Origin of the sequence: Streptomyces cyaneochromogenes (genome assembly GCF_003963535.1) — a bacterium.
GTDB lineage: Bacteria > Actinomycetota > Actinomycetes > Streptomycetales > Streptomycetaceae > Streptomyces > Streptomyces shaanxiensis.
Genome location: NZ_CP034539.1, coordinates 3,570,610 through 3,589,114 on the forward strand (window position 1 = coordinate 3,570,610; position 18,505 = coordinate 3,589,114).

Genomic DNA, 18,505 nt, shown 5'->3' on the forward strand with positions numbered 1-18,505 from the left:
CCGGGATCAGCCCCCGACCAGCCGGATACTGCGCAGCACGCTCTCGTGGGGCAGCGCCCCGACCTGCTGGAAGCACATCCGCCGGTCGATGCCGAGGTCGGCGTAGGCACGCAGCTTCTTGCGGATGACCATCTGGGCCGGGCTCGGCCCACCCGCCGCTGCCGCCTACCGGCGCAGGAATTCCCCTGTGAGGCCACCGCCGTCCGGGTCGGCCATGAGGGCCTCCGCCTTCGTCACCCACCTCTGCCAGAGCTGACCGTCACAGCGGCTCCGGCAACGTCCGCCGAGCCACCCCCGCGTGCACGCGGTCGATCAGGGCGGCGTACGACGCGATCATCCGCGTACGGCTGAACCGCTCACGGCTCGCCGAGAGGGCCGGTGTGAAGGCGGGGCGGGCTGCGACGGCCGAGGTCCAGGCCAGGGCGATGGCGTCGGGGTCGGGCGGGGTGATCATCCCGTGTCCCGCCACGATCGACGTGCTGTCGCCGACCTCGGTGGCCACCGGCACGGCGCCGCACATCATGCCCTCGATGAGGCACAGGGGGGCCGCCTCACCCCAGGACGAGGTCAGCGCCACGACATCAGCGGCGGCGTAGACGTACTCCATGTCGCGCCGCACACCCAGGAGGCGCAGCCGTTCGGTGAGCCGTCCCCCGTCCCCGAACGCGGCCTCGATGTCGGCGCCGAGTCCGGGATTGACCGGCGTCATGCCCGCCCCGCACATCAGGACGTGCCCGCGCGGCTCGCGGCGGAGCCAGGCGTGGGCCGCCCGCAGGAACAGCGGGACGTTCTTCATCCCGTCGTAGCGTGCCGCGAAGACGATCACCGGTGCCGTGTCCGGGATGCCGAGCTCCGCCCTCAGGGCGAGCCTGCGGGCGGGGTCGGGGCGGAAGCGGAGCAGGTCCACGCCGTTCGGTATGACGTGGAGCAGGTCGGACGGGATGCCCGCCGCCTCGTACGCGGCCCGCGTCGACTCGGCGCAGCAGACGCAGGCCACCACGGTGCCGTCGGCGATGGCGGCCTTGAGCTCGTCCAGCGCGGGGCCCTGGTTCTGCGGGTCGGAGCGGTGCAGCGAGACCAGGACCGGGCGGCGGGGCAGGCCCGCCTGGTTGAGCAAGGCGAGGGGCTGCTCCTTGAGGGAGAGGATGACATCGGCCCCGGCCATGGCCCGCGCGGTTTCGGCCAGCTCCGGCCCGCTGAACCCGGCCGGAATCCGGCCCCTGCCCTGGACTCGGCCCAGCGATGTGACGCCCGCCCCGGCCGCGGTCAGCGACCCGTAGCAGGCGTCGTCCTCCATCCGCTGGCGGGTGGCCTCCCGGTACACCTCGCCGTGAATGCTCAGCACCCGATGGCGCTGGCCGCCCTCCATGAGCCCCAGCACCACATCGCTGTGAACGATCCGGGCCCCGCCCGAGAAGAAACCGTCGTAGACCGACAGCACACGCAGTCCATGTTCCGCGCGCACACGATCACCCGCCTTGCACACATATCAAGCCATCCCCCGTGAAGTGCGGGTTAGCCGATATGAGGCGGTACGGACATTACGGGCGCATGAACAGGGTGCTTCGTATCCGAGTCGGCTCGATTGCCTCGCCCGTTCCGCAGTACTCGGCCTCGACGACCGCCGCCGTGTTCCCCGACCAGTCGCCGTTGAAGTTGAGGGCGAGGTTGTGGCGGCCGTCCCTCGTCGTGACCGCCTCGGATATGGAGCCGTGGATGCCGCCGCCATGGCCCCAGACCGTGACACCACAGGACAGCTCGGTGCTCATCAGGCCGAGACCGTAGCCGGCTGCCTCGCCGACGGGGACCGTCGTGGTCATCTCGGCCAGCTGCTCACGCGGGAGGAGGCGCCCGCGCAGAAGGGCCGAGTAGAAGCGGTTGAGGTCGGTCGAGTTGGAGATCATCTCGCCGGCCGAGTAGGCGATGGACGGGTTGATCTTCGTGACGTCGTACGTCGGCCCCGTCGCCGTCTCCGCCAGCTTGGAGTAGGCGCGGCTGCTGGGCTGCGGCACGGTCACGCGGGTGCCGGGGACGGACGTGGCCGTCAGGTGCAGCGGCTCGATGATCCGCTCGCGGATCGCGTCGCCGTACGGCCGCCCCGTGGCCTTCTCGATCACCATCCCGGCCAGCACGTAGTTGGTGTTGGAGTAGTTCCAGGACGTCCCCGGCTCGAAGTCCGGCTTGTGGGTCATGGCCAGCTCGACCAGTTCCCTCGGCTTCTTGGTGTCGTAGCGGTGCTCGAAGAAGCCGTCCTTGAGGAAGTACGTGCGACCGAAGTCCTCGTCCGCCGTGTAGTTGAAGATGCCGCTGGTGTGGTTGAGCAGCTGGCGGAGGGTGACGCGGCCGCCGTCGTGGCCGTTGCCCCGCACCACCCCCGGCAGCCACTTCTCCACCGTGTCGTCCAGCGACAGCCTGCCCTCCGCCTCCAGCTGGAGCAGCACCGTGGCGACGAACGTCTTGGTGATGCTGCCGACCCGGTAGCGGTCGTCCGCCGAACGCGCCTTCCCGGTCGCGATGTTGCCGACGCCCGCCGTCGCCGACCACACGCCACGCCCGTCCCTCGCCGTCGCCGTCACGCCGGGGACGCCGTCCCCGACCGCGGCCTCGATGGCCTTGCGGGTCACCTCGTGGTCGGTTTGGCCGGGCGCCGCCACCGCGGGGGCCGCGAGGGCGACGGACAGTGCCGCCGCCGTCACCGCCACAAGGGCCGCGCGGGTGGTACGTACGCTCATGTCTCTCCCCCTTCCGCCCGCTCACGCCGAGCGGGATCGAGGGGAGAGACCCGGGGTGCGGGTGCGAAGGTTGAGCACCTGCGAGGTGGTTGAGCCTGTTTCAGCCAGGTCCAGCCGGGCCACACCAACTCCCTGTCCACGCAAGGGACTTCACAGGCCTGGGTACCTCTCCCCCGGCCCCGTCACTTCGCCCGGAGACTCGGTGTGGCTCCGGGGACACAGTGGAGGAGGGGAGCCGCGGCGCGGAGCCCGCACACGCGCGCTCCGCGCCGCATCCGCCGCCGTGCCGAGGAACGGCCGTGCCGCCCACCCCGCCCCCGGACCGCGTCAGCCCTTCTTCAGCACCAGCTCCGTGTTCCGGTCCTTGCGCTCGCCCGCCAGCGTCGAGCGCGCGCCGGGCGCGTTGAGCGACAGTTCGCGGTAGAGGGCGGCCAGGCCGGCCTGGGAGAGGTCCGTGAAGCTGGTGCGGTGCGGGGCCGAGGACTCGATCAGGGTGGTGAACAGGGAGATCGTGCCGTCCTTGTTGTCCACCACCTCGATGATCCGGGCGAGTTGCGGGAAGTCGACGTGGGAGGCGGTGGAGATCTCCCAGAAGGAGCGGCCGCCGGAGCCGGAGTGCGGCGTGATGACGTTCTTGTGGATGTGGCCGTTCACCCAGGCGAGGACGTTGCGATGGCTGCCGAGCAGCTTGAGCAGCTCCGCGCCGCCCACACGCCGCTCGTTCGGGCGGGCCGGGTCGCGGCGGAGGTTGTCCATCGTCTCGCTGGTGTGATGGCTGAAGATGATCGCGTACGAGTCCTTGTTGTCGCGCAGCGTCCGGTCCAGCCACTTGAACTGGGCCGCCCCGATGGACCCTTCGTAGTGGCCGCCCGGGTCGGTGGTGTCGAGGCTGATGCCGATGACGTCGTCGGCGATCCGGAAGCTGTAGTACTGGGTGCCCGCCTCCAGGTTGGCCGTCGAGTAGCCGTGGCCGACCGGGCCGTGACCCCGGTGGGCGGGGTTCAGGTGGGCCCGCACGTACTCCTTGGGCGTGAACGGGGCTCGGCTCTCGTCCGGCGTGACCGAGCGCATCGAGCGGGCGTGGGCCTTGAGGAAGTCCTTGAAGACGGTGCCCCTCGGGTCCTTGTCCTGCTTGAGGGAGTCCTGGAGCTTCTTGGCGTCCTGCGCGGACACGTTCATCAGCTTCTTGCCGCCGACGGCGAGGTCGGTGAGGTAGGAGTCGCTGTGCGAGGCGTAGGTGCCCAGCGGCATCGCGTCGTGGTTGCCGACCGTCGAGTACCAGGGGATGTTCAGGCCGGGGCTGCGCAGCTCGCGGATCGCGGCGTCCAGGAAGCCCTCGATGTGCGGGAAGCCGAGCTGCTTGTCGGCGTCGCGGATGGCGTCGTCGGCCTGCCAGTACAGCTTGAGGCCGCTGTTCTGGACGCCCTCGTAGCGGCGCGGGTCACCGGTGTTCGGGGTGACCCGGCCGCCGCTCATCACCGTCAGGAACCACTCCAGCTCGGACTTGCAGTTGTTGTCCGTGTTGTCGCCGGTGGTCATGGCGAAGTGGAACGGGGCGCCGGTGACGGGGCCGCCGCGCAGCGCGTTGAGCCGCTCGACGAGCGCCACCGCGCCGGGCACGGTCAGCGCCTCCTGCGGCCGCCAGGCGTGCACGTCCGTCGAGCGCAGGTACTCCAGGCGGAGCGGGTGCTGGGCGTCGATCAGGTGCAGATCGGTGAGCTGGACGAAGGCGGCGAGCGCCGTGCGCCGGCTCTCGCGGCCCGACTTGGCCGCGGCCAGGTTCTCGCGGACGACCCGCTTCCAGCCGGGACCGTCGCCGAGGCGGCGGTAGCCGGAGGTGCCGCGCGGGGTGGCGACGCCGGCGAGCGTGGTGCCCCGGGTGTACGGCGCGAAGGCGGCCGGCACCTTGCGGGAGGCGCCGACCGGGGCCTCGGCGGCGGCGTCGCCCGTGCCGGTGCTCGCCGTACCCGCGGTGTCCGTGGTCGTGGCGGCCTGGCTGTCGGTGGGCCGCAGGGCGTAGCCGACGCCCGCGGAGAGGGTCACCGCTCCGGTGGCGGCGAGCAGGGTACGGCGGTGAACCCCCAGCGCGGAGCTGGCGACAGAGCGTATGCGCGACATGCGCGATCTCCCCGAGTGCGAACGCGTCGGCAGTGGTCGCGGGTGGTCGCTGACGCGAACGTCCCGCTCACTGTGGATCGTTGGCACCGGGGATGACCTGTGCATGAACATGGCGGCAACGCGCAGCGCCGATCACCGTACGTGGATCTTCGCCCACCTTCCGCGTTCACGGCCGCTCCTCGAACGGCCGGAACGCGGTCACTCCCTGTTCATCTTTCGGGGTACTGAAGCTATTTCCCGGGCTGTTTCCCGGCACGGTGGATCCGCCCCGCGGCGGGCCGCTCGCGCCACAGCGACAGACCCTTGTCGACCATGGAGACGCGGGTCAGCTCCGCCACCTCGTCCATCGGATGCCAGGCCGCCATGTCGGTGGAGCCGTTCGCCTCGTAGCGCAGGTCGCCCCCGACGATCCGGGCCTCGTAGACGAGCCGTACGCCGTGATGGTCGACGCTCCGGCCGAAGCGGCGCGGGAAGGTGCGGTGGGAGGAGTCGATCCCGAGCAGGCCGGCGGGTTCGACGACATAGCCGGTCTCCTCCTCCACCTCCCGCACGACCGTGTCGTAGGGATCCTCGCCGTGCTCCATGCCGCCGCCCGGCAGCACCCACTCGAAGCCGCCGCCGGGCGCCGGGGACCGGGCGAGGAGGAGCTGTCCGTCACGAACGCATATGGCGTAGGCCGCCACCCTCAGCTTCTTGCGCACATACGGACATTAGCGTCCAGGCGTTGTGTCCCGTATGCCGCTCATCTCCCCAAAGTCCCTAGGGGGTTTTCCCCATCCGTCCATTTCGATTCGGTCAACTCTTCCCAAACATCCTTCCCTTGCATAAAGCTGTGCGGTCGTCCGGTGTCGCATACCGGACGCCTCTTGCTCCTTTACCTACAAGGGATGCCGATGACCCTCACCCCCCAGCGCGATCCGAAGCCGGGCCCGAGACGCGCGGCCCTCATAGCCGTGGCCGCCGGTCTCGTCGCCGCGCTCTCCGCGGCCGGGCCGATACCCATGGCCGTCGCCGCGGACTCCGCGCCCGCCGCTTCGGAACCGAGCGTCAAGTCCGCGCACGACAAGCTCGGTTCGAACGACGCCGACCTGCTCGCCGAGGCCAAGGCCGACGGCGACAAGAACATCACGATGATGGTCGCGACCGCGCCCGGCCAGACCGAGAAGGTCGCCGAGCAGCTGGACGCGGTCGGCTCCGTGGGCCGCACCTACGACAAGCTCGGCTACGTCCGGGCCACCGTGCCCACCGGCAAGGCCGACAAGGCCATCTCGGCCGCCACGAAGCTCTCCTCGGTGCACGGCATCGACCTGCGCGAGGAGATACCGCTGGACGACCCCGCCGTCGACACCAAGAAGTCGACGGCCGCCGCGACCTCGTACACCGGGCCGAGCAAGAAGACCCCGGCGGAGAACCCGTACAACCCGTCCTTCGAGACGGGCGCCGTCGACTTCGTCGAGGACCACCCGAAGGCGGACGGCCGCGGCATCACCATCGGCATCCTCGACTCCGGCGTCGACCTCGGCCACCCGGCGCTGCAGAAGACGACCACCGGCGAGCGCAAGATCGTCGACTGGGTCACCGCCACCGACCCGCTCCTCGACAGCGACCGCACCTGGCGCCCGATGGTGACCTCGGTCTCCGGCCCCACCTTCACCTACGGCGGCAAGACCTGGACGGCGCCCGCGGGCTCCTACCAGGTGAGCACGTTCCTGGAGTCGTACACCACGGGGGGCGACGCGGCGGGCGACGCCAACCGCGACGGCGACAAGACCGACTCCTGGGGCGTCCTGTACGACGCCGCGAACGGCACGGTCCGGGTCGACCTCAACAACAACAACGACTTCGGTGACGACGCCCCGATGAAGCCGTACAAGGACGGCTACCAGATCGGGTACTTCGGCACCGACAACCCGGCCACCGACGTCGCCGAGCGGCAGCCGTTCGTCGTGGAGATCCGCAAGGACGTCCCGATGGACCCGCTGGGCGGGGACTGGGTCGGCCAGAAGCGCGACTTCGTCAACATCGGCGTCATCGAGTCCGAGCACGGCTCGCACGTCGCCGGCATCACCGCCGCGAACGGCCTGTTCGGCGGCGAGATGAACGGCGCGGCGCCGGGCGCGAAGCTCGTCTCCTCTCGTGCCTGCACCTGGACCGGCGGCTGCACCAACGTCGCGCTCACCGAGGGCATGATCGACCTCGTCGTCAACCGCGGCGTCGACATCGTCAACATGTCCATCGGCGGTCTCCCGGCGCTGAACGACGGCAACAACGCCCGTGCCGAGCTGTACACGCGGCTCATCGACACCTACGGCGTCCAGCTCGTCATCTCGGCCGGCAACTCCGGCCCCGGCGCCAACACCATCGGCGACCCGTCCCTGGCCGCCAAGGTCATCTCGGTCGGCGCGACCATCTCCAAGGAGACCTGGGCCGCCAACTACGGCTCGGTCGTCTCCAAGCCGTACGCGATGATGCCGTTCTCCTCGCGCGGCCCGCGTGAGGACGGCGGCTTCACGCCGACCCTGGTCGCCCCGGGTGCCTCGATCAACACCATCCAGACCTGGCTGCCGGGCGCCCCGGTGGCCGAGTCGGGCTACACGCTGCCGGCCGGCTACGGCATGCTCCAGGGCACCTCGATGGCGTCCCCGCAGGCGGCGGGCGCGTCCGCGCTGCTGCTGAGCGCCGCCAAGCAGAAGGGCATCGCCCTCACCCCGGCGAAGCTGCGCACCGCGCTGACCTCGACCGCCGACCACATCAAGGGTGTTCAGGCGTACGAGGAGGGTGCCGGCCTCATCAACATCGAGGACGCCTGGGACTCGATCCGCGACGGCGCCACCGCCCACGAGTACACGGTCAAGGCGCCGGTCGACACCGCGATCGACCAGTTCCTGAAGACCCCGGGCTTCGGCACCGGCGTCTACGACCGCGAGGGCGGCCTCAAGGCCGGCCAGAAGAAGACGTACGACGTCACCATCACGCGTACGTCCGGCGCGGACAAGGCGATCCGGCACGAGCTGCACCTGGAGAACAACGCCGGGGACACCTTCCGGATCGTCGGCTCGGACGAGATCAGCCTCGGCCTGAACAAGCCGGTCACCGTCCAGGTCGCCGCGAAGCCGTCCTCGGCCGGCATCAAGAGCGCGATCCTGGAGGTCGACGACCCGCGCACCGAGGGCATCGACAAGCAGGTCCTCAACACGGTCGTGGTCTCGGCGCCGCTGAAGTACACCTACTCCGCGTCCGGTTCGGTGCAGCGCAACAGCACCAAGCACTACTTCGTGACCGTCCCCGAGGGCGCGAAGTCCCTTGAGGTCGCGATCGGCGGGCTGAAGGACAAGAGCCAGACCCGGTTCATCGCCATCCACCCGTACGGCGTCCCGTCCGACCCGACCGGCACCCCGAACTGCTACAACAACTACCTCGGCGGCAACGGCTGCAAGCCGGACGTGCGTTCCTACGCCGACCCGCAGCCCGGCGTCTGGGAGATCGAGGTCGAGTCGCGCCGTACGTCGCCGCTGCTCGACAACCCGTACACGCTGGACGTCACCGTCCTCGGCGCGGCCTTCGACCCGGAGACCGTGACCGTGCCCGAGGCCAAGGTCGGCACCCCGGCCGCCGCCTCCTGGAAGGTGACCAACAACTACGCCGCGATCGACGGCAAGCTGGCCGGCGGCCCGCTGGGCTCCTCGAAGACGGCGCGTCCGACCATCGCCGAGGGCGCCACGCAGACCACCACGGTCGAGGTGCCCGCGGGCGCCACGTCGCTCGACGTCACCATCGGCAACGTCTCCGACGCCGCCGCCGACCTCGACCTGGTCGTCAAGAACGCGGCCGGCACCGAGGTCGGCAGCTCCGCCGACGGTGACTCGGAGGAGTCGGTCTCGGTCGCGAACCCGGCCGCCGGGACGTACACGATCGACGTCATCGGCTACGCGGTGCCGGCCGGCTCGACGGCGTACGACTACCTGGACGTGTTCTTCTCCGCCGCCCTCGGCACCGTCACGGTGGACGAGTCGCCGGTGAAGCTGGGCACGGGTGAGTCGGCCACGGTGGCCGGCAGCGTCACCGCGCAGGCGGCCGCTCCCGAGGGCCGTGAGTTCTTCGGCCAGGTCCGGCTGGTGAACGCGCGCGGCACCGTCGCGGGCCTGGGCAGCGTGAAGATCGAGAAGGTCACGCCGTAGTCCTTGGTACGGCAGTGGGGGCGGGCGTCCGTGTGGGCGCCCGCCCTCTTTTTCATCCCTCGCAGGTCAGGTCGCGCGACCTGGGCAGCGAGGCAGTGATCCAGGCCCGTTCGAGGGCGATGTCCTGCTCGCCGACCGCCCAGAAGTCGGGCTGGCGGGCGCCCTGCCGGATGCCGATCAGCACGTGGTCGCCCTTGCGGACACCCGGGACGAGGTTCTCGTCGACCACGAAGGTCAGCTTCTCGTCGCCCTCCTCCGGCTTGTAGTAGCGCGTCATGTGCAGGGTCACGCGCAGGGACGTGGTCCCGGGGAGCCGTTCCACCTCGGTGGCGGTGCCCTCGGCGACCAGGCGGGAGCAGGCGAGGTAGCCGGGGCTGCCGAAGGCGACACCGCCCGACTCCAGCGAGGGGGCCGACTTGTCCGCGGTGCTCGCGCCGGCGTCGTCGGCGGCGCCCCCGTTGCGCGTCAGCAGCCAGCCCATGCCGACCAGCACCGACCCGGCGGCGGCCACGGCGAGGGAGCCGAGGGCGACGGAGAAGAGGCGGCGCCGGGCGCGGGAGGGCCGCCGTACGGGAGCGGGGCGGGGCGCCGGCTCGGGCCGCGGAGCCGGTGCCGGCGGCTCGGCGAGCGTGTGCCCGATGATCCCGAGCTGCTCCCGCAGCAGCGCCACGTCGGCGACGGCGGAGCGGTGCTCGGCCATGAAGGCGGCGTCCGCGCGGGCCTCGTCGGTGAGCGGCTCGTCGAAGATCGCGGCCATCAGCGCGTCGGCGCCGGAGCGGCCGTCGCGTCCGTCGCGTCCGTCGCGTCCGTCGCGTCCGTCGCGATCCTTACGGCTTTCGTTCTCGGCGGTCACGTCACACCACCTCGTCCTCGTGCAGGCGGGCGCGCAGGGCCCGTACCGCCGTGTGCAGCCTGCTCTTGACCGTGCCCTCCGGGATGCCGAGCTCCTCGGCGATCCCGCGCACCGACAGATCGGCGAAGAAGCGCAGGACGAGGACCTGACGCTGGGCGTCGGGCAGGTCGTCCAGGCCCTGGGCGACGGCGAGGGAGAGCAGGCTGGTGTCCTCGCCGGAGGGGTGGGCGGCGGGCTGGCGCAGGGCCGCGAGCCGCTCCCCGAGCCGTTCCTGGCGCTTCTTGGCCCGGTGCCAGTCCATGGCGAGGTTGGAGGCGACGACCGCCGCCCACGCCGACACGTCCCGGGGCGCCTCACGCCCGCTCGCGGCCCGCTCCAGCAGTCGCAGGCGGACCTGCTGTACCCCGTCCAGCAGGTCCGCCTGCGGCACCCCGCCCAGCGCGAGCACCGCCCGCACCCGACGCTCCTGGGCCGCGTCCAGCGGATCGTCCAGTACGTCCTGGACGGCGCCGCCCCCCTGGCCGCGGCGTGCCTTTCTGCGCAGCACAGCCACCCCTCCCCTCGCCGTGTTGTGCCTATGACGCCGGGGTGGGCCAAAACGTTCGGCTCCGTTCGGCGGGATTTTCCGCCGCGGCGCAGCGGTATGGATCGAGGTGTGGACAGGGGTGTGCGTGGGGGTGTTCGTGGGGGTGTGCGCCGAGGTGTACGTCACATCGCCGCGTAGCCCGGTGACGGGCGGGCAGGCGAGCTTGCGGCGCGGGGCCGCCGCAGGGCGAATTTCTCCAGCTCAGCCGGGGTGGGAGCCGCAGAAGCGGAGCCTGGCCCGGGTCGGTCGCGTCCCAATGGTTGAGCTGTCCGGTCAAACGATTGGACAGGCGGACCAAGGCTGACCGCATGATGGAAACACCTCGGCCATGCAGCAGTCACACACAATCCACGCAAGCCACGTAGAAGGAGTCGCCGTGAGGGTCGGAATCGTCGGAGCCACCGGTCAGGTCGGCACGGTCATGCGCAGGATCCTCAAGGAGCGCGACTTCCCGGTCACCGAGCTGCGCCTGTTCGCCTCGGCCCGCTCGGCGGGGTCGGTCCTGGACGGCGTGACCGTGGAGGACGCGACGACGGCCGACTACTCCGGCCTGGACATCGTGCTGTTCTCGGCGGGCGGCTCCACCTCGAAGGCCCTGGCGCCGAAGGTCGCCTCGCAGGGCGCCGTGGTGATCGACAACTCCTCGGCCTGGCGCCGTGACCCCGAGGTCCCGCTGGTTGTCTCCGAGGTCAACCCGCACGCGATCGCCGACCGCCCCAAGGGCATCATCGCCAACCCGAACTGCACGACGATGGCCGCGATGCCGGTGCTGAAGCCGCTGCACGCCGAGGCCGGTCTGGAGGCGCTGGTCGTCGCCACCTACCAGGCCGTCTCCGGCTCCGGTCTGGCCGGCGTCGACGAGCTGTTCGAGCAGGTCAAGAAGGTCGGCGACGACGCGCCCAAGCTGACCCACGACGGCTCGGCCGCGGAGTTCCCGGCCCCGAACAAGTACGTCGCGCCGATCGCGTACAACGTCCTGCCGATGGCCGGCTCCATCGTGGACGACGGTCTGAACGAGACCGACGAGGAGCAGAAGCTCCGCCACGAGTCCCGCAAGATCCTGGAGATCCCCGGCCTGAAGGTCTCCGGCACCTGTGTGCGCGTCCCGGTCTTCTCCGGCCATTCCCTCCAGGTCAACGCCCGCTTCGCCCGCCCGATCAGCGTGGAGCGCGCCAAGGAACTGCTGGCCGGCGCCCCCGGCGTGGCCCTCACCGACGTCCCGACCCCGCTCCAGGCGGCCGGCCAGGACCCGTCGTACGTCGGCCGCATCCGCCAGGACGAGACGGTCGAGCACGGCCTCGCGCTCTTCCTCTCCAACGACAACCTCCGCAAGGGTGCCGCGCTGAACGCGGTGCAGATCGCGGAGCTGGTGGCGGCCGAGCTGAAGGGCTGAGGCCCGCGCGACCGACAGAAGGGGCGGGGCACCGGAGAGGTGCCCCGCCCCTTCCGCGTGCTGACCGACGGTTCAGGTACAGGGCTTTCCCTACGGCCGTGTCGTGGGGCCCCCTGGACGTCGCCTCACGCGCAGGTCCCGTGGAAGGATGGCGCAACCCACACATATCGAGGAGATGACCGCGTGCCTGGCACAAACCTGACTCGCGAAGAGGCGCAGCAGCGGGCGAAGCTGCTCACCGTTGACTCGTACGAGATCGATCTCGACCTCTCCGGCGCGCAGGAGGGCGGCACCTACCGGTCCGTGACCACGGTGCGCTTCGACGTCGCCGAGAACGGCGCCGACTCCTTCATCGACCTCGTTGCCCCGACCGTGCACGAGGTGACGCTCAACGGCGACCCGCTCGACCCGGACCAGGTCTTCGAGGACTCCCGGATCGCGCTCCCCGGCCTCCTGGAGGGGCCCAACGTCCTGCGTGTGGTCGCCGACTGCGCGTACACCAACACCGGCGAGGGCCTGCACCGCTTCGTCGACCCGGTCGACCAGCAGGCGTACCTGTACACCCAGTTCGAGGTGCCGGACGCCCGTCGCGTCTTCGCGTCCTTCGAGCAGCCCGACCTGAAGGCGACCTTCCAGTTCACCGTGAAGGCCCCGGAGGGCTGGACGGTCATCTCCAACTCGCCCACCCCGGAGCCCAAGGACAACGTCTGGTCCTTCGAGCCGACGCCGCGCATCTCGACGTACATCACGGCCCTCATCGTCGGCCCGTACCACTCCGTGCACAGCGTCTACGAGAAGGACGGCCAGTCCGTCCCGCTCGGCGTCTACTGCCGCCCGTCGCTCGCCGAGTACCTCGACTCGGACGCGATCTTCGAGGTGACCCGGCAGGGCTTCGACTGGTTCCAGGAGAAGTTCGACTACCCGTACCCGTTCAAGAAGTACGACCAGCTGTTCGTGCCGGAGTTCAACGCGGGCGCGATGGAGAACGCGGGCGCGGTGACCATCCGCGATCAGTACGTCTTCCGGTCCAAGGTGACGGGCGCGGCGTACGAGGGCCGCGCGGAGACGATCCTGCACGAGCTGGCCCACATGTGGTTCGGCGACCTGGTCACCATGGAGTGGTGGAACGACCTGTGGCTGAACGAGTCGTTCGCCACGTACACGTCCATCGCCTGCCAGGCGCACGCCCCCGAGTCGCGCTGGCCGCAGGCGTGGACCACCTTCGCCAACCAGATGAAGACGTGGGCGTACCGCCAGGACCAGCTGCCGTCGACGCACCCGATCATGGCCGAGATCCGCGACCTGGACGACGTGCTCGTCAACTTCGACGGCATCACCTACGCCAAGGGCGCCTCGGTCCTCAAGCAGCTCGTGGCGTACGTCGGCCAGGACGCGTTCTTCAAGGGCGTCCAGGCGTACTTCAAGCGGCACGCGTTCGGCAACACGCGCCTGTCCGACCTGCTGGGCGCCCTGGAGGAGACCTCCGGCCGTGACCTGAAGACCTGGTCGAAGCAGTGGCTGGAGACCGCGGGCATCAACATCCTGCGCCCCGAGATCGAGACGGACGCGAGTGGCGTGATCACGTCCTTCGCGATCCGCCAGGAGGCCCCGGCGCTGCCGGCCGGCGCCAAGGGCGAGCCGACGCTGCGCCCGCACCGCGTGGCGGTGGGCCTGTACAACCTGGACGCCACCTCGGGCAAGCTGGTGCGCGCCGAGCGGATCGAGCTGGACGTGGACGGCGAACTGACGGCCGTACCGCAGCTGTCGGGCCAGCCCCGTCCGGATGTGATCCTGCTCAACGACGACGACCTGTCGTACGCGAAGGTCCGCCTGGACGAGGCGTCGCTCGCGTTCGTGACGCGCCACCTCGGCGACTTCGAGGCCTCGCTCCCGCGGGCCCTGTCCTGGGCGTCCTCCTGGGACATGGCGCGCGACGCCGAGCTCGCCACCCGCGACTACCTCTCCCTGGTCCTGTCGGGCATCGGCAAGGAGTCCGACATCGGCGTGGTGCAGTCGCTGCAGCGCCAGGTGAAGCTGGCGATCGAGCTGTACGCCGCCCCGGCGGCCCGCGAGGCCCTGCTGACCCGCTGGACGGACGCCACGCTGGCCCACCTGCGCGCGGCGGAGGCGGGCAGCGACCACCAGCTGGCGTGGGCGCGGGCGTTCGCGGCGACGGCCCGCACACCGGAGCAGCTGGACCTGCTGGAGGGCCTGCTGGACGGCTCCCAGGCGATCGAGGGCCTGGTCGTCGACACGGAGCTGCGCTGGGCGTTCGTGCAGCGCCTGGCGGCGGTGGGCCGCTTCGACGAGACGGAGATCGCGGGCGAGTACGAGCGGGACAGGACGGCGGCCGGTGAGCGCCACGCCGCCACGGCCCGCGCCGCCCGCCCGACCCCCGAGGCCAAGGCCGAGGCCTGGGCCTCGGTCATCGACTCCGACAAGCTCCCGAACGCCGTCCAGGAAGCGGTGATCGCGGGCTTCGTCCAGACCGACCAGCGCGAACTCCTCGCCCCCTACACGGACAAGTTCTTCGAGGTCGTCAAGGACATCTGGGACTCCCGCTCCCACGAGATCGCCCAGCAGATCGCGATCGGCCTGTACCCGGCGATCCAGGTCTCCGAGGAGACGCTGCGCAAGACGGACGCCTGGCTGTCGTCGGCGGAACCGAACGCGGCCCTGCGACGCCTGGTCTCGGAGTCCCGGGCGGGAGTTGAGCGGGCGCTGAAGGCGCAGGCTGCGGACGCCGCGGCTGCGGAATAGTCGGTTGTACGTCGCAGGGGATGTCCGGCACGCCATGCCGGACATCCCCTGCGACGTCTTAAAGATCGCCTCTTTCGTCGTCCGGCCATGTGGGGGCGGTGGACTTGGTGTGGTGTCAGACGGCGGAATTGCTCTACCCCCGGTGCGCGATGTCCGTTTACCGCCGGTGGGCGGAGCACGAGCGCGTGAGGCTGAGTGCATGACGACCTACCACGCACACCCCATCGATCCGACGGCCCTGAAGGAACTGCGCTCCGTTGACGACGCGGGACGCCGCATGGTTCCCGTGACGGACGAAGAGGGCGGGGCGCCCCTGCGCTGCTGTTTGCGCCGCAGCGCGGTGGGCGAGCGGATCGCGCTCGTCTCGTACGCTCCGCTGCGGCGCTGGGCCGCCGGGAACGGGAACGATCCGGGGGCGTACGACGAGCAGGGGCCCGTCTTCGTCCATGCGCAGGAGTGCGCGGGGCCGGACGGGGACGGGCTGCCCTTCACGAACGCCCACCGCACGGTGCGCCGCTACTCGGCCGACGGGCACATCCTGGGCGGGCGGCTCGTGCCGGAGCACGGGGAGTTCGAGGCGGCGTTCCGGGAGGCGTTCGACGACGCGGCCGTGGCGGTCGTCCACGTCCGGGCCGTCGAGTACGGCTGTTTCCTCTACGAGGTCCGCAGGGCCTGAACGCCCTGAGTACGCACACTGCCTTTCCGTCGCGGTGCGCAACCGGTCTCTTCGGTCAACTCCCTCCGAGCGGCAGCAAGGAGGCTGCTGTCCCCCCTTCCAGGTGCCCGCCGGGCAGCAGCCGGCGGTTCAGGGCAAGGCGCTTGACGTGGAGCACTCGGCCGGAGGCATCGGCGAGGACGGCCCCTGCTGTGACGTGGCCTCGGAATTCCTTGCGGCTGGAAAGGTCGGCCTCCTCGTCGAGGACACGCGATCAGCGGGGGCCGGCGTCCCGGGCATACCTGGTGGCAACGGTTCGCAGAGCGTCGAGCACCCTTCCGACCGCCGGCCCGTCCTCTCCGCCCTTCCGCACCGCCCCCACCACATGCCGAACCGGCCGCTGCTCCCCCACCTCCCGCATCACGACCCCGCCCCTGGGCACGGCGGCAGCCATGCGCGGCACCAGTGCCACCCCCATCCCCGCCTCCACCATCGCCAGGATCGCCGTCCACCCGGCCGCCGAATGTCCCTGCCGAGGACTGAACCCGGCCGCCTCGCACGCCCCCCGCGTGATGTCCGACCACGGCCCGCTGCCGCCGAAGATCCAGTCCTCCTCGGCGAGATCGGCCAGCCGCACCTCGCCGGCCCCCGCCAGCCGATGCCCGCGGGGCAACGCGACATCCAGTGGGTCCGCGAGCAAGGGCACCTGGGTGAACCGCGCGTCGCCCACCGCCGGCGCCTGCGCGGCCAGCGACAGCGCGAGGTCCACCTCCCCGGCGGCCAGCAACTCGTACGCCTCCCCGGCCTCGGTCTCCCGCACCCGTACGACCACCCCGGGATGTGTCTCCCGCAGCGCCCGCACGGCCGGGACGACCAGCGCGGGCACCGCCGTGGAGAAGGCGCCCACCCGGACCTCGCCGACCTCACCGTGCACGTAGGCCGCCAACTCGGCGTCCGCCCGCTCCAGTTGCTCGAAGACGGCCTCGGCGTGCCGCAGCACCAGCCGCGCCGCGTCCGTGAGCCGCACCCGTCGCCCCTGCGCCTCCAGCAACGGCACCCCGACCTGCTTGGCGAGATTCGTCAGCTGCTGCGACACGGCCGACGGCGTCATCCGCAACGCCTCGGCCGTCGCGGTCACGGTCCCCCGCTCCCGCAGCGTCCGCAGGATCTGCAGCTTCCGGATGTCCCACTCGACCATGGCGGCAACCTACGTCACCGACGCGCCGCCGCACCCAGGACGACTCCGCCGAGGATCAGCGCCATGCACAGCACCTGCGGCCGGCCGATGCTCTCGCCGAGGACAGCCCAGGACAGCAGGGCCACGCACACCGGCTGGAGGTAGTAGACGACCCCGGCGCGGCTCGGGCCGACCAGCGCGATCGCACGGTTCCAGGCGAAGAAGGCGACGGCGGAGGAGGCGACCCCCACGTACAGGATCGGCAAGGCGGTGCCGGGCGTCGGATCGAAGCCGCCCTGCACGGCGAGGCTCACCCCCTGCGCGGGCAGCAGCAGCGCCGTGCCCAGCAGGAACGTGGTGAACAGGAAGGCCGTACCGCCGAGTTCGGCCGGCTTGCGCCGCAACAGGCCGCTGTACGAGGCGAAGCAGCAGGCAGCCGCCACCATCCACAGGTCGCCCGCCGCGAAACCTCCTGCGCCTCCTCGCGCGCCTCCTCCGATGAGCAGTACGACGCCCGCACACGCCGTCAGCAGCCCCAGCACCCGGCGCGCTCCCAGCCGTACCCCCGCGGCCCGTTCGAACACGGCCATCAGGACCGGCGAGGCGGCCATGATCATGCCCATGTTGGCGGCGGGCGTGGTCAACCCGGCCTGGTTGACGAGGGTGTTGTAGACGGCCACGCCGAGGAGCGAGGCGGCGACCACGTAGCCGAGGTGACGGCGGATCGACTGCCGCTGGCGCCAGGCCTGCCGAGCCCCGAAGGGGGCCACCGCGACCAGCGCCACCAGCCATCTCCAGAACGCCTGCTGCACCGGCGGCACACTGTCGGCCAGCGCCCGGGAGGTGACGAAGCTGCCGGACCAGACGACGGTGGCGAGCGCGGCGAGCGCGATGCCGAGGGCGGTCGCCTTGAGGAGGGGGGTCGGGGCGGGGGCCGTCCTGGTTGTTCTGGCCGTCCTGGTTGTTCTGGCTGTCCTGGTTGTTCTGGCTGTCCTGGGGAGGACGACGGTCACGGAGATCCTTTCGCTGGTCGGTGATCGGGCTCGATCTACCGTCGCAGCGCTGGAACTGTCACGTCCATCGAATCTTTCCGAAGCTTCTCTTCAGTGGAACTGAAAGGTCGTACGGCCTTCGCGCCCGCCCCGATCTGCCCCACCACCGTCGCCCCGAACGCGAGGGCCATACCCACCAGTTGCACCGGCGTCAGCGCCTGTCCCAGCGCCGCCCAGCCCACCACCGCGGCGGTCAGGGGCGACAGCGGGCCGAGGAAGGTGACCTGTGTGGCGCTGAGGCGGCCGATGCCGCGGAACCAGAGCCAGTACGCGACCGCCGTGTTCGCCAGGGCCAGGTAGAGGTAGCCGGCGGTCGCCCGGCCGTCGAGCGCGGGTGGTGCGCCCTCGACCAGGAGGGCTAGCGGGGCGATGAGCAGGCCGCCCGCGGTGAGCTGCCAGCCGGTGAGGGCGAGCGGGCCGACGCCGTCCGGGCGCCCCCAGCGCTTGGTCAGGACCGTGCCGGTGCCCATGGACGCCGTGGCGGCGAGGGCCGCCAGCACACCGACGGGGTCGAGCGCGCCGGCCGCCTTCAGCACGACCAGGCTGACGCCGGACGCCGCCACGACGCCGGTGAGCACGTTCCGCGGCGTCGGCCGTTGCCCCAGCAGGAGCGCCGCGAGGCCCACGACCAGCAGCGGACCGACCGAGCCGACGACGGCCGCCATGCCGCCCGGCAGCCGGTACGCGGAGAGGAAGAGCAACGGGAAGAAGGCGCCGATGTTCAGCGCGCCCAGCACCGCCGACTTCCACCACCAGGCGCCGCGCGGGAGGACGCGGGCGAGGGCGAGCAGCAGCAGACCGGCGGGGAGGGCGCGCATCAGGCCGGTGAAGAGGGGCCGGTCCGGCGGCAGGAACTCGGTGGTGACCGCGTAGGTCGTGCCCCAGGAGATCGGGGCGAGGGCGGTGAGCAGTATCAGGGCGGCACGGTTGGCAGGCATGGAGTGACGCACCTTCCAGAGTAGGTCAGTAGCAAGTAGCTTAGCTCCAAGCTACTTTCCGTC

14 protein-coding genes are annotated in these 18,505 nt (G+C 71.0%); 4 read left to right on the plus strand and 10 right to left on the minus strand.

Going from position 1 to position 18,505, the window contains the following annotated elements; genetic code table 11:
- Positions 1–6: 6 nt before the first annotated feature.
- The 5 genes from EJ357_RS50220 to EJ357_RS15925 form a co-directional block, all read right to left on the minus strand.
- Positions 7–132 (minus strand): hypothetical protein, encoded by a 126-nt coding sequence (locus tag EJ357_RS50220; protein ID WP_267132850.1) that lies wholly within the window; start codon positions 130–132, stop codon positions 7–9.
- A 127-nt stretch (positions 133–259) separates the two neighbouring features.
- A complete protein-coding gene (locus EJ357_RS15910) occupies positions 260–1,441 on the minus strand; it encodes a glycosyltransferase family 4 protein (RefSeq protein ID WP_126399526.1) in 1,182 nt (393 codons plus the stop codon).
- A 100-nt stretch (positions 1,442–1,541) separates the two neighbouring features.
- A complete protein-coding gene (locus EJ357_RS15915) occupies positions 1,542–2,732 on the minus strand; it encodes a serine hydrolase domain-containing protein (RefSeq protein ID WP_175647407.1) in 1,191 nt (396 codons plus the stop codon).
- Between the two features lie 327 nt (positions 2,733–3,059).
- The gene (locus EJ357_RS15920) at positions 3,060–4,850 is read right to left on the minus strand and encodes a TIGR03767 family metallophosphoesterase (protein WP_126392253.1); all 1,791 of its coding nucleotides are present in this window, start codon (positions 4,848–4,850) and stop codon (positions 3,060–3,062) included.
- A gap of 230 nt (positions 4,851–5,080) precedes the next feature.
- Positions 5,081–5,551 carry an NUDIX hydrolase gene (locus EJ357_RS15925; protein WP_126392254.1) on the minus strand — a complete coding sequence of 157 codons (471 nt, stop codon included), beginning with the start codon at positions 5,549–5,551 and terminating at the stop codon, positions 5,081–5,083.
- Between the two features lie 192 nt (positions 5,552–5,743).
- Between EJ357_RS15925 and EJ357_RS15930 the strand changes: the two genes are divergently transcribed.
- Positions 5,744–9,028 carry a S8 family serine peptidase gene (locus EJ357_RS15930; protein WP_126392255.1) on the plus strand — a complete coding sequence of 1,095 codons (3,285 nt, stop codon included), beginning with the start codon at positions 5,744–5,746 and terminating at the stop codon, positions 9,026–9,028.
- 52 nt (positions 9,029–9,080) lie between these two features.
- On the opposite strand, the gene EJ357_RS15935 is transcribed toward EJ357_RS15930, so the two are convergent.
- Together EJ357_RS15935 and EJ357_RS15940 are read right to left on the minus strand one after the other, a co-directional pair.
- The gene (locus tag EJ357_RS15935; RefSeq protein WP_126392256.1) at positions 9,081–9,881 is read right to left on the minus strand and encodes a hypothetical protein; all 801 of its coding nucleotides are present in this window, start codon (positions 9,879–9,881) and stop codon (positions 9,081–9,083) included.
- Between the two features lies 1 nt (position 9,882).
- Positions 9,883–10,434 (minus strand): sigma-70 family RNA polymerase sigma factor, encoded by a 552-nt coding sequence (locus EJ357_RS15940; protein ID WP_175647408.1) that lies wholly within the window; start codon positions 10,432–10,434, stop codon positions 9,883–9,885.
- A 409-nt stretch (positions 10,435–10,843) separates the two neighbouring features.
- Here EJ357_RS15940 and EJ357_RS15945 point away from each other — a divergent pair, with 409 nt between their 5' ends.
- The 3 genes from EJ357_RS15945 (at position 10,844) to EJ357_RS15955 (ending at position 15,296) form a co-directional block, all read left to right on the plus strand.
- Positions 10,844–11,860: an aspartate-semialdehyde dehydrogenase gene (locus EJ357_RS15945; protein ID WP_126392258.1), complete on the plus strand. Its 1,017-nt coding sequence runs from the start codon at positions 10,844–10,846 to the stop codon at positions 11,858–11,860.
- Between the two features lie 183 nt (positions 11,861–12,043).
- Positions 12,044–14,620, plus strand: coding sequence for an aminopeptidase N (gene pepN / locus EJ357_RS15950; RefSeq protein WP_126392259.1), 2,577 nt, complete (start codon positions 12,044–12,046; stop codon positions 14,618–14,620).
- Positions 14,621–14,819: 199 nt separating this feature from the next.
- The gene (locus EJ357_RS15955) at positions 14,820–15,296 is read left to right on the plus strand and encodes a DUF1203 domain-containing protein (protein ID WP_126392260.1); all 477 of its coding nucleotides are present in this window, start codon (positions 14,820–14,822) and stop codon (positions 15,294–15,296) included.
- Between the two features lie 253 nt (positions 15,297–15,549).
- On the opposite strand, the gene EJ357_RS15965 is transcribed toward EJ357_RS15955, so the two are convergent.
- Genes EJ357_RS15965 through EJ357_RS15975 form a run of 3 tightly spaced genes read right to left on the minus strand, consistent with a single transcriptional unit; the run spans position 15,550 to position 18,442 of the window.
- The gene (locus EJ357_RS15965; protein WP_126392261.1) at positions 15,550–16,473 is read right to left on the minus strand and encodes a LysR family transcriptional regulator; all 924 of its coding nucleotides are present in this window, start codon (positions 16,471–16,473) and stop codon (positions 15,550–15,552) included.
- A gap of 14 nt (positions 16,474–16,487) precedes the next feature.
- Positions 16,488–17,465 carry a DMT family transporter gene (locus tag EJ357_RS15970; protein WP_126392262.1) on the minus strand — a complete coding sequence of 326 codons (978 nt, stop codon included), beginning with the start codon at positions 17,463–17,465 and terminating at the stop codon, positions 16,488–16,490.
- A gap of 35 nt (positions 17,466–17,500) precedes the next feature.
- A complete protein-coding gene (locus EJ357_RS15975; protein WP_126392263.1) occupies positions 17,501–18,442 on the minus strand; it encodes an EamA family transporter in 942 nt (313 codons plus the stop codon).
- Positions 18,443–18,505 lie beyond the last annotated feature (63 nt).

Excerpts from the sequence above, each read along its gene's own strand:
- EJ357_RS50220 (WP_267132850.1), bottom strand. The coding sequence starts at position 132 with ATGGTCATCCGCAAGAAGCTGCGTGCCTACGCCGACCTCGGCATCGAC.
- EJ357_RS15915 (WP_175647407.1), bottom strand. The coding sequence starts at position 2,732 with ATGAGCGTACGTACCACCCGCGCGGCCCTTGTGGCGGTGACGGCGGCG.
- EJ357_RS15920 (WP_126392253.1), bottom strand. The coding sequence starts at position 4,850 with ATGTCGCGCATACGCTCTGTCGCCAGCTCCGCGCTGGGGGTTCACCGC.
- EJ357_RS15930 (WP_126392255.1), top strand. The coding sequence starts at position 5,744 with ATGACCCTCACCCCCCAGCGCGATCCGAAGCCGGGCCCGAGACGCGCG.
- EJ357_RS15955 (WP_126392260.1), top strand. The coding sequence starts at position 14,820 with ATGACGACCTACCACGCACACCCCATCGATCCGACGGCCCTGAAGGAA.
- EJ357_RS15965 (WP_126392261.1), bottom strand. The coding sequence starts at position 16,473 with ATGGTCGAGTGGGACATCCGGAAGCTGCAGATCCTGCGGACGCTGCGG.
- EJ357_RS15975 (WP_126392263.1), bottom strand. The coding sequence starts at position 18,442 with ATGCCTGCCAACCGTGCCGCCCTGATACTGCTCACCGCCCTCGCCCCG.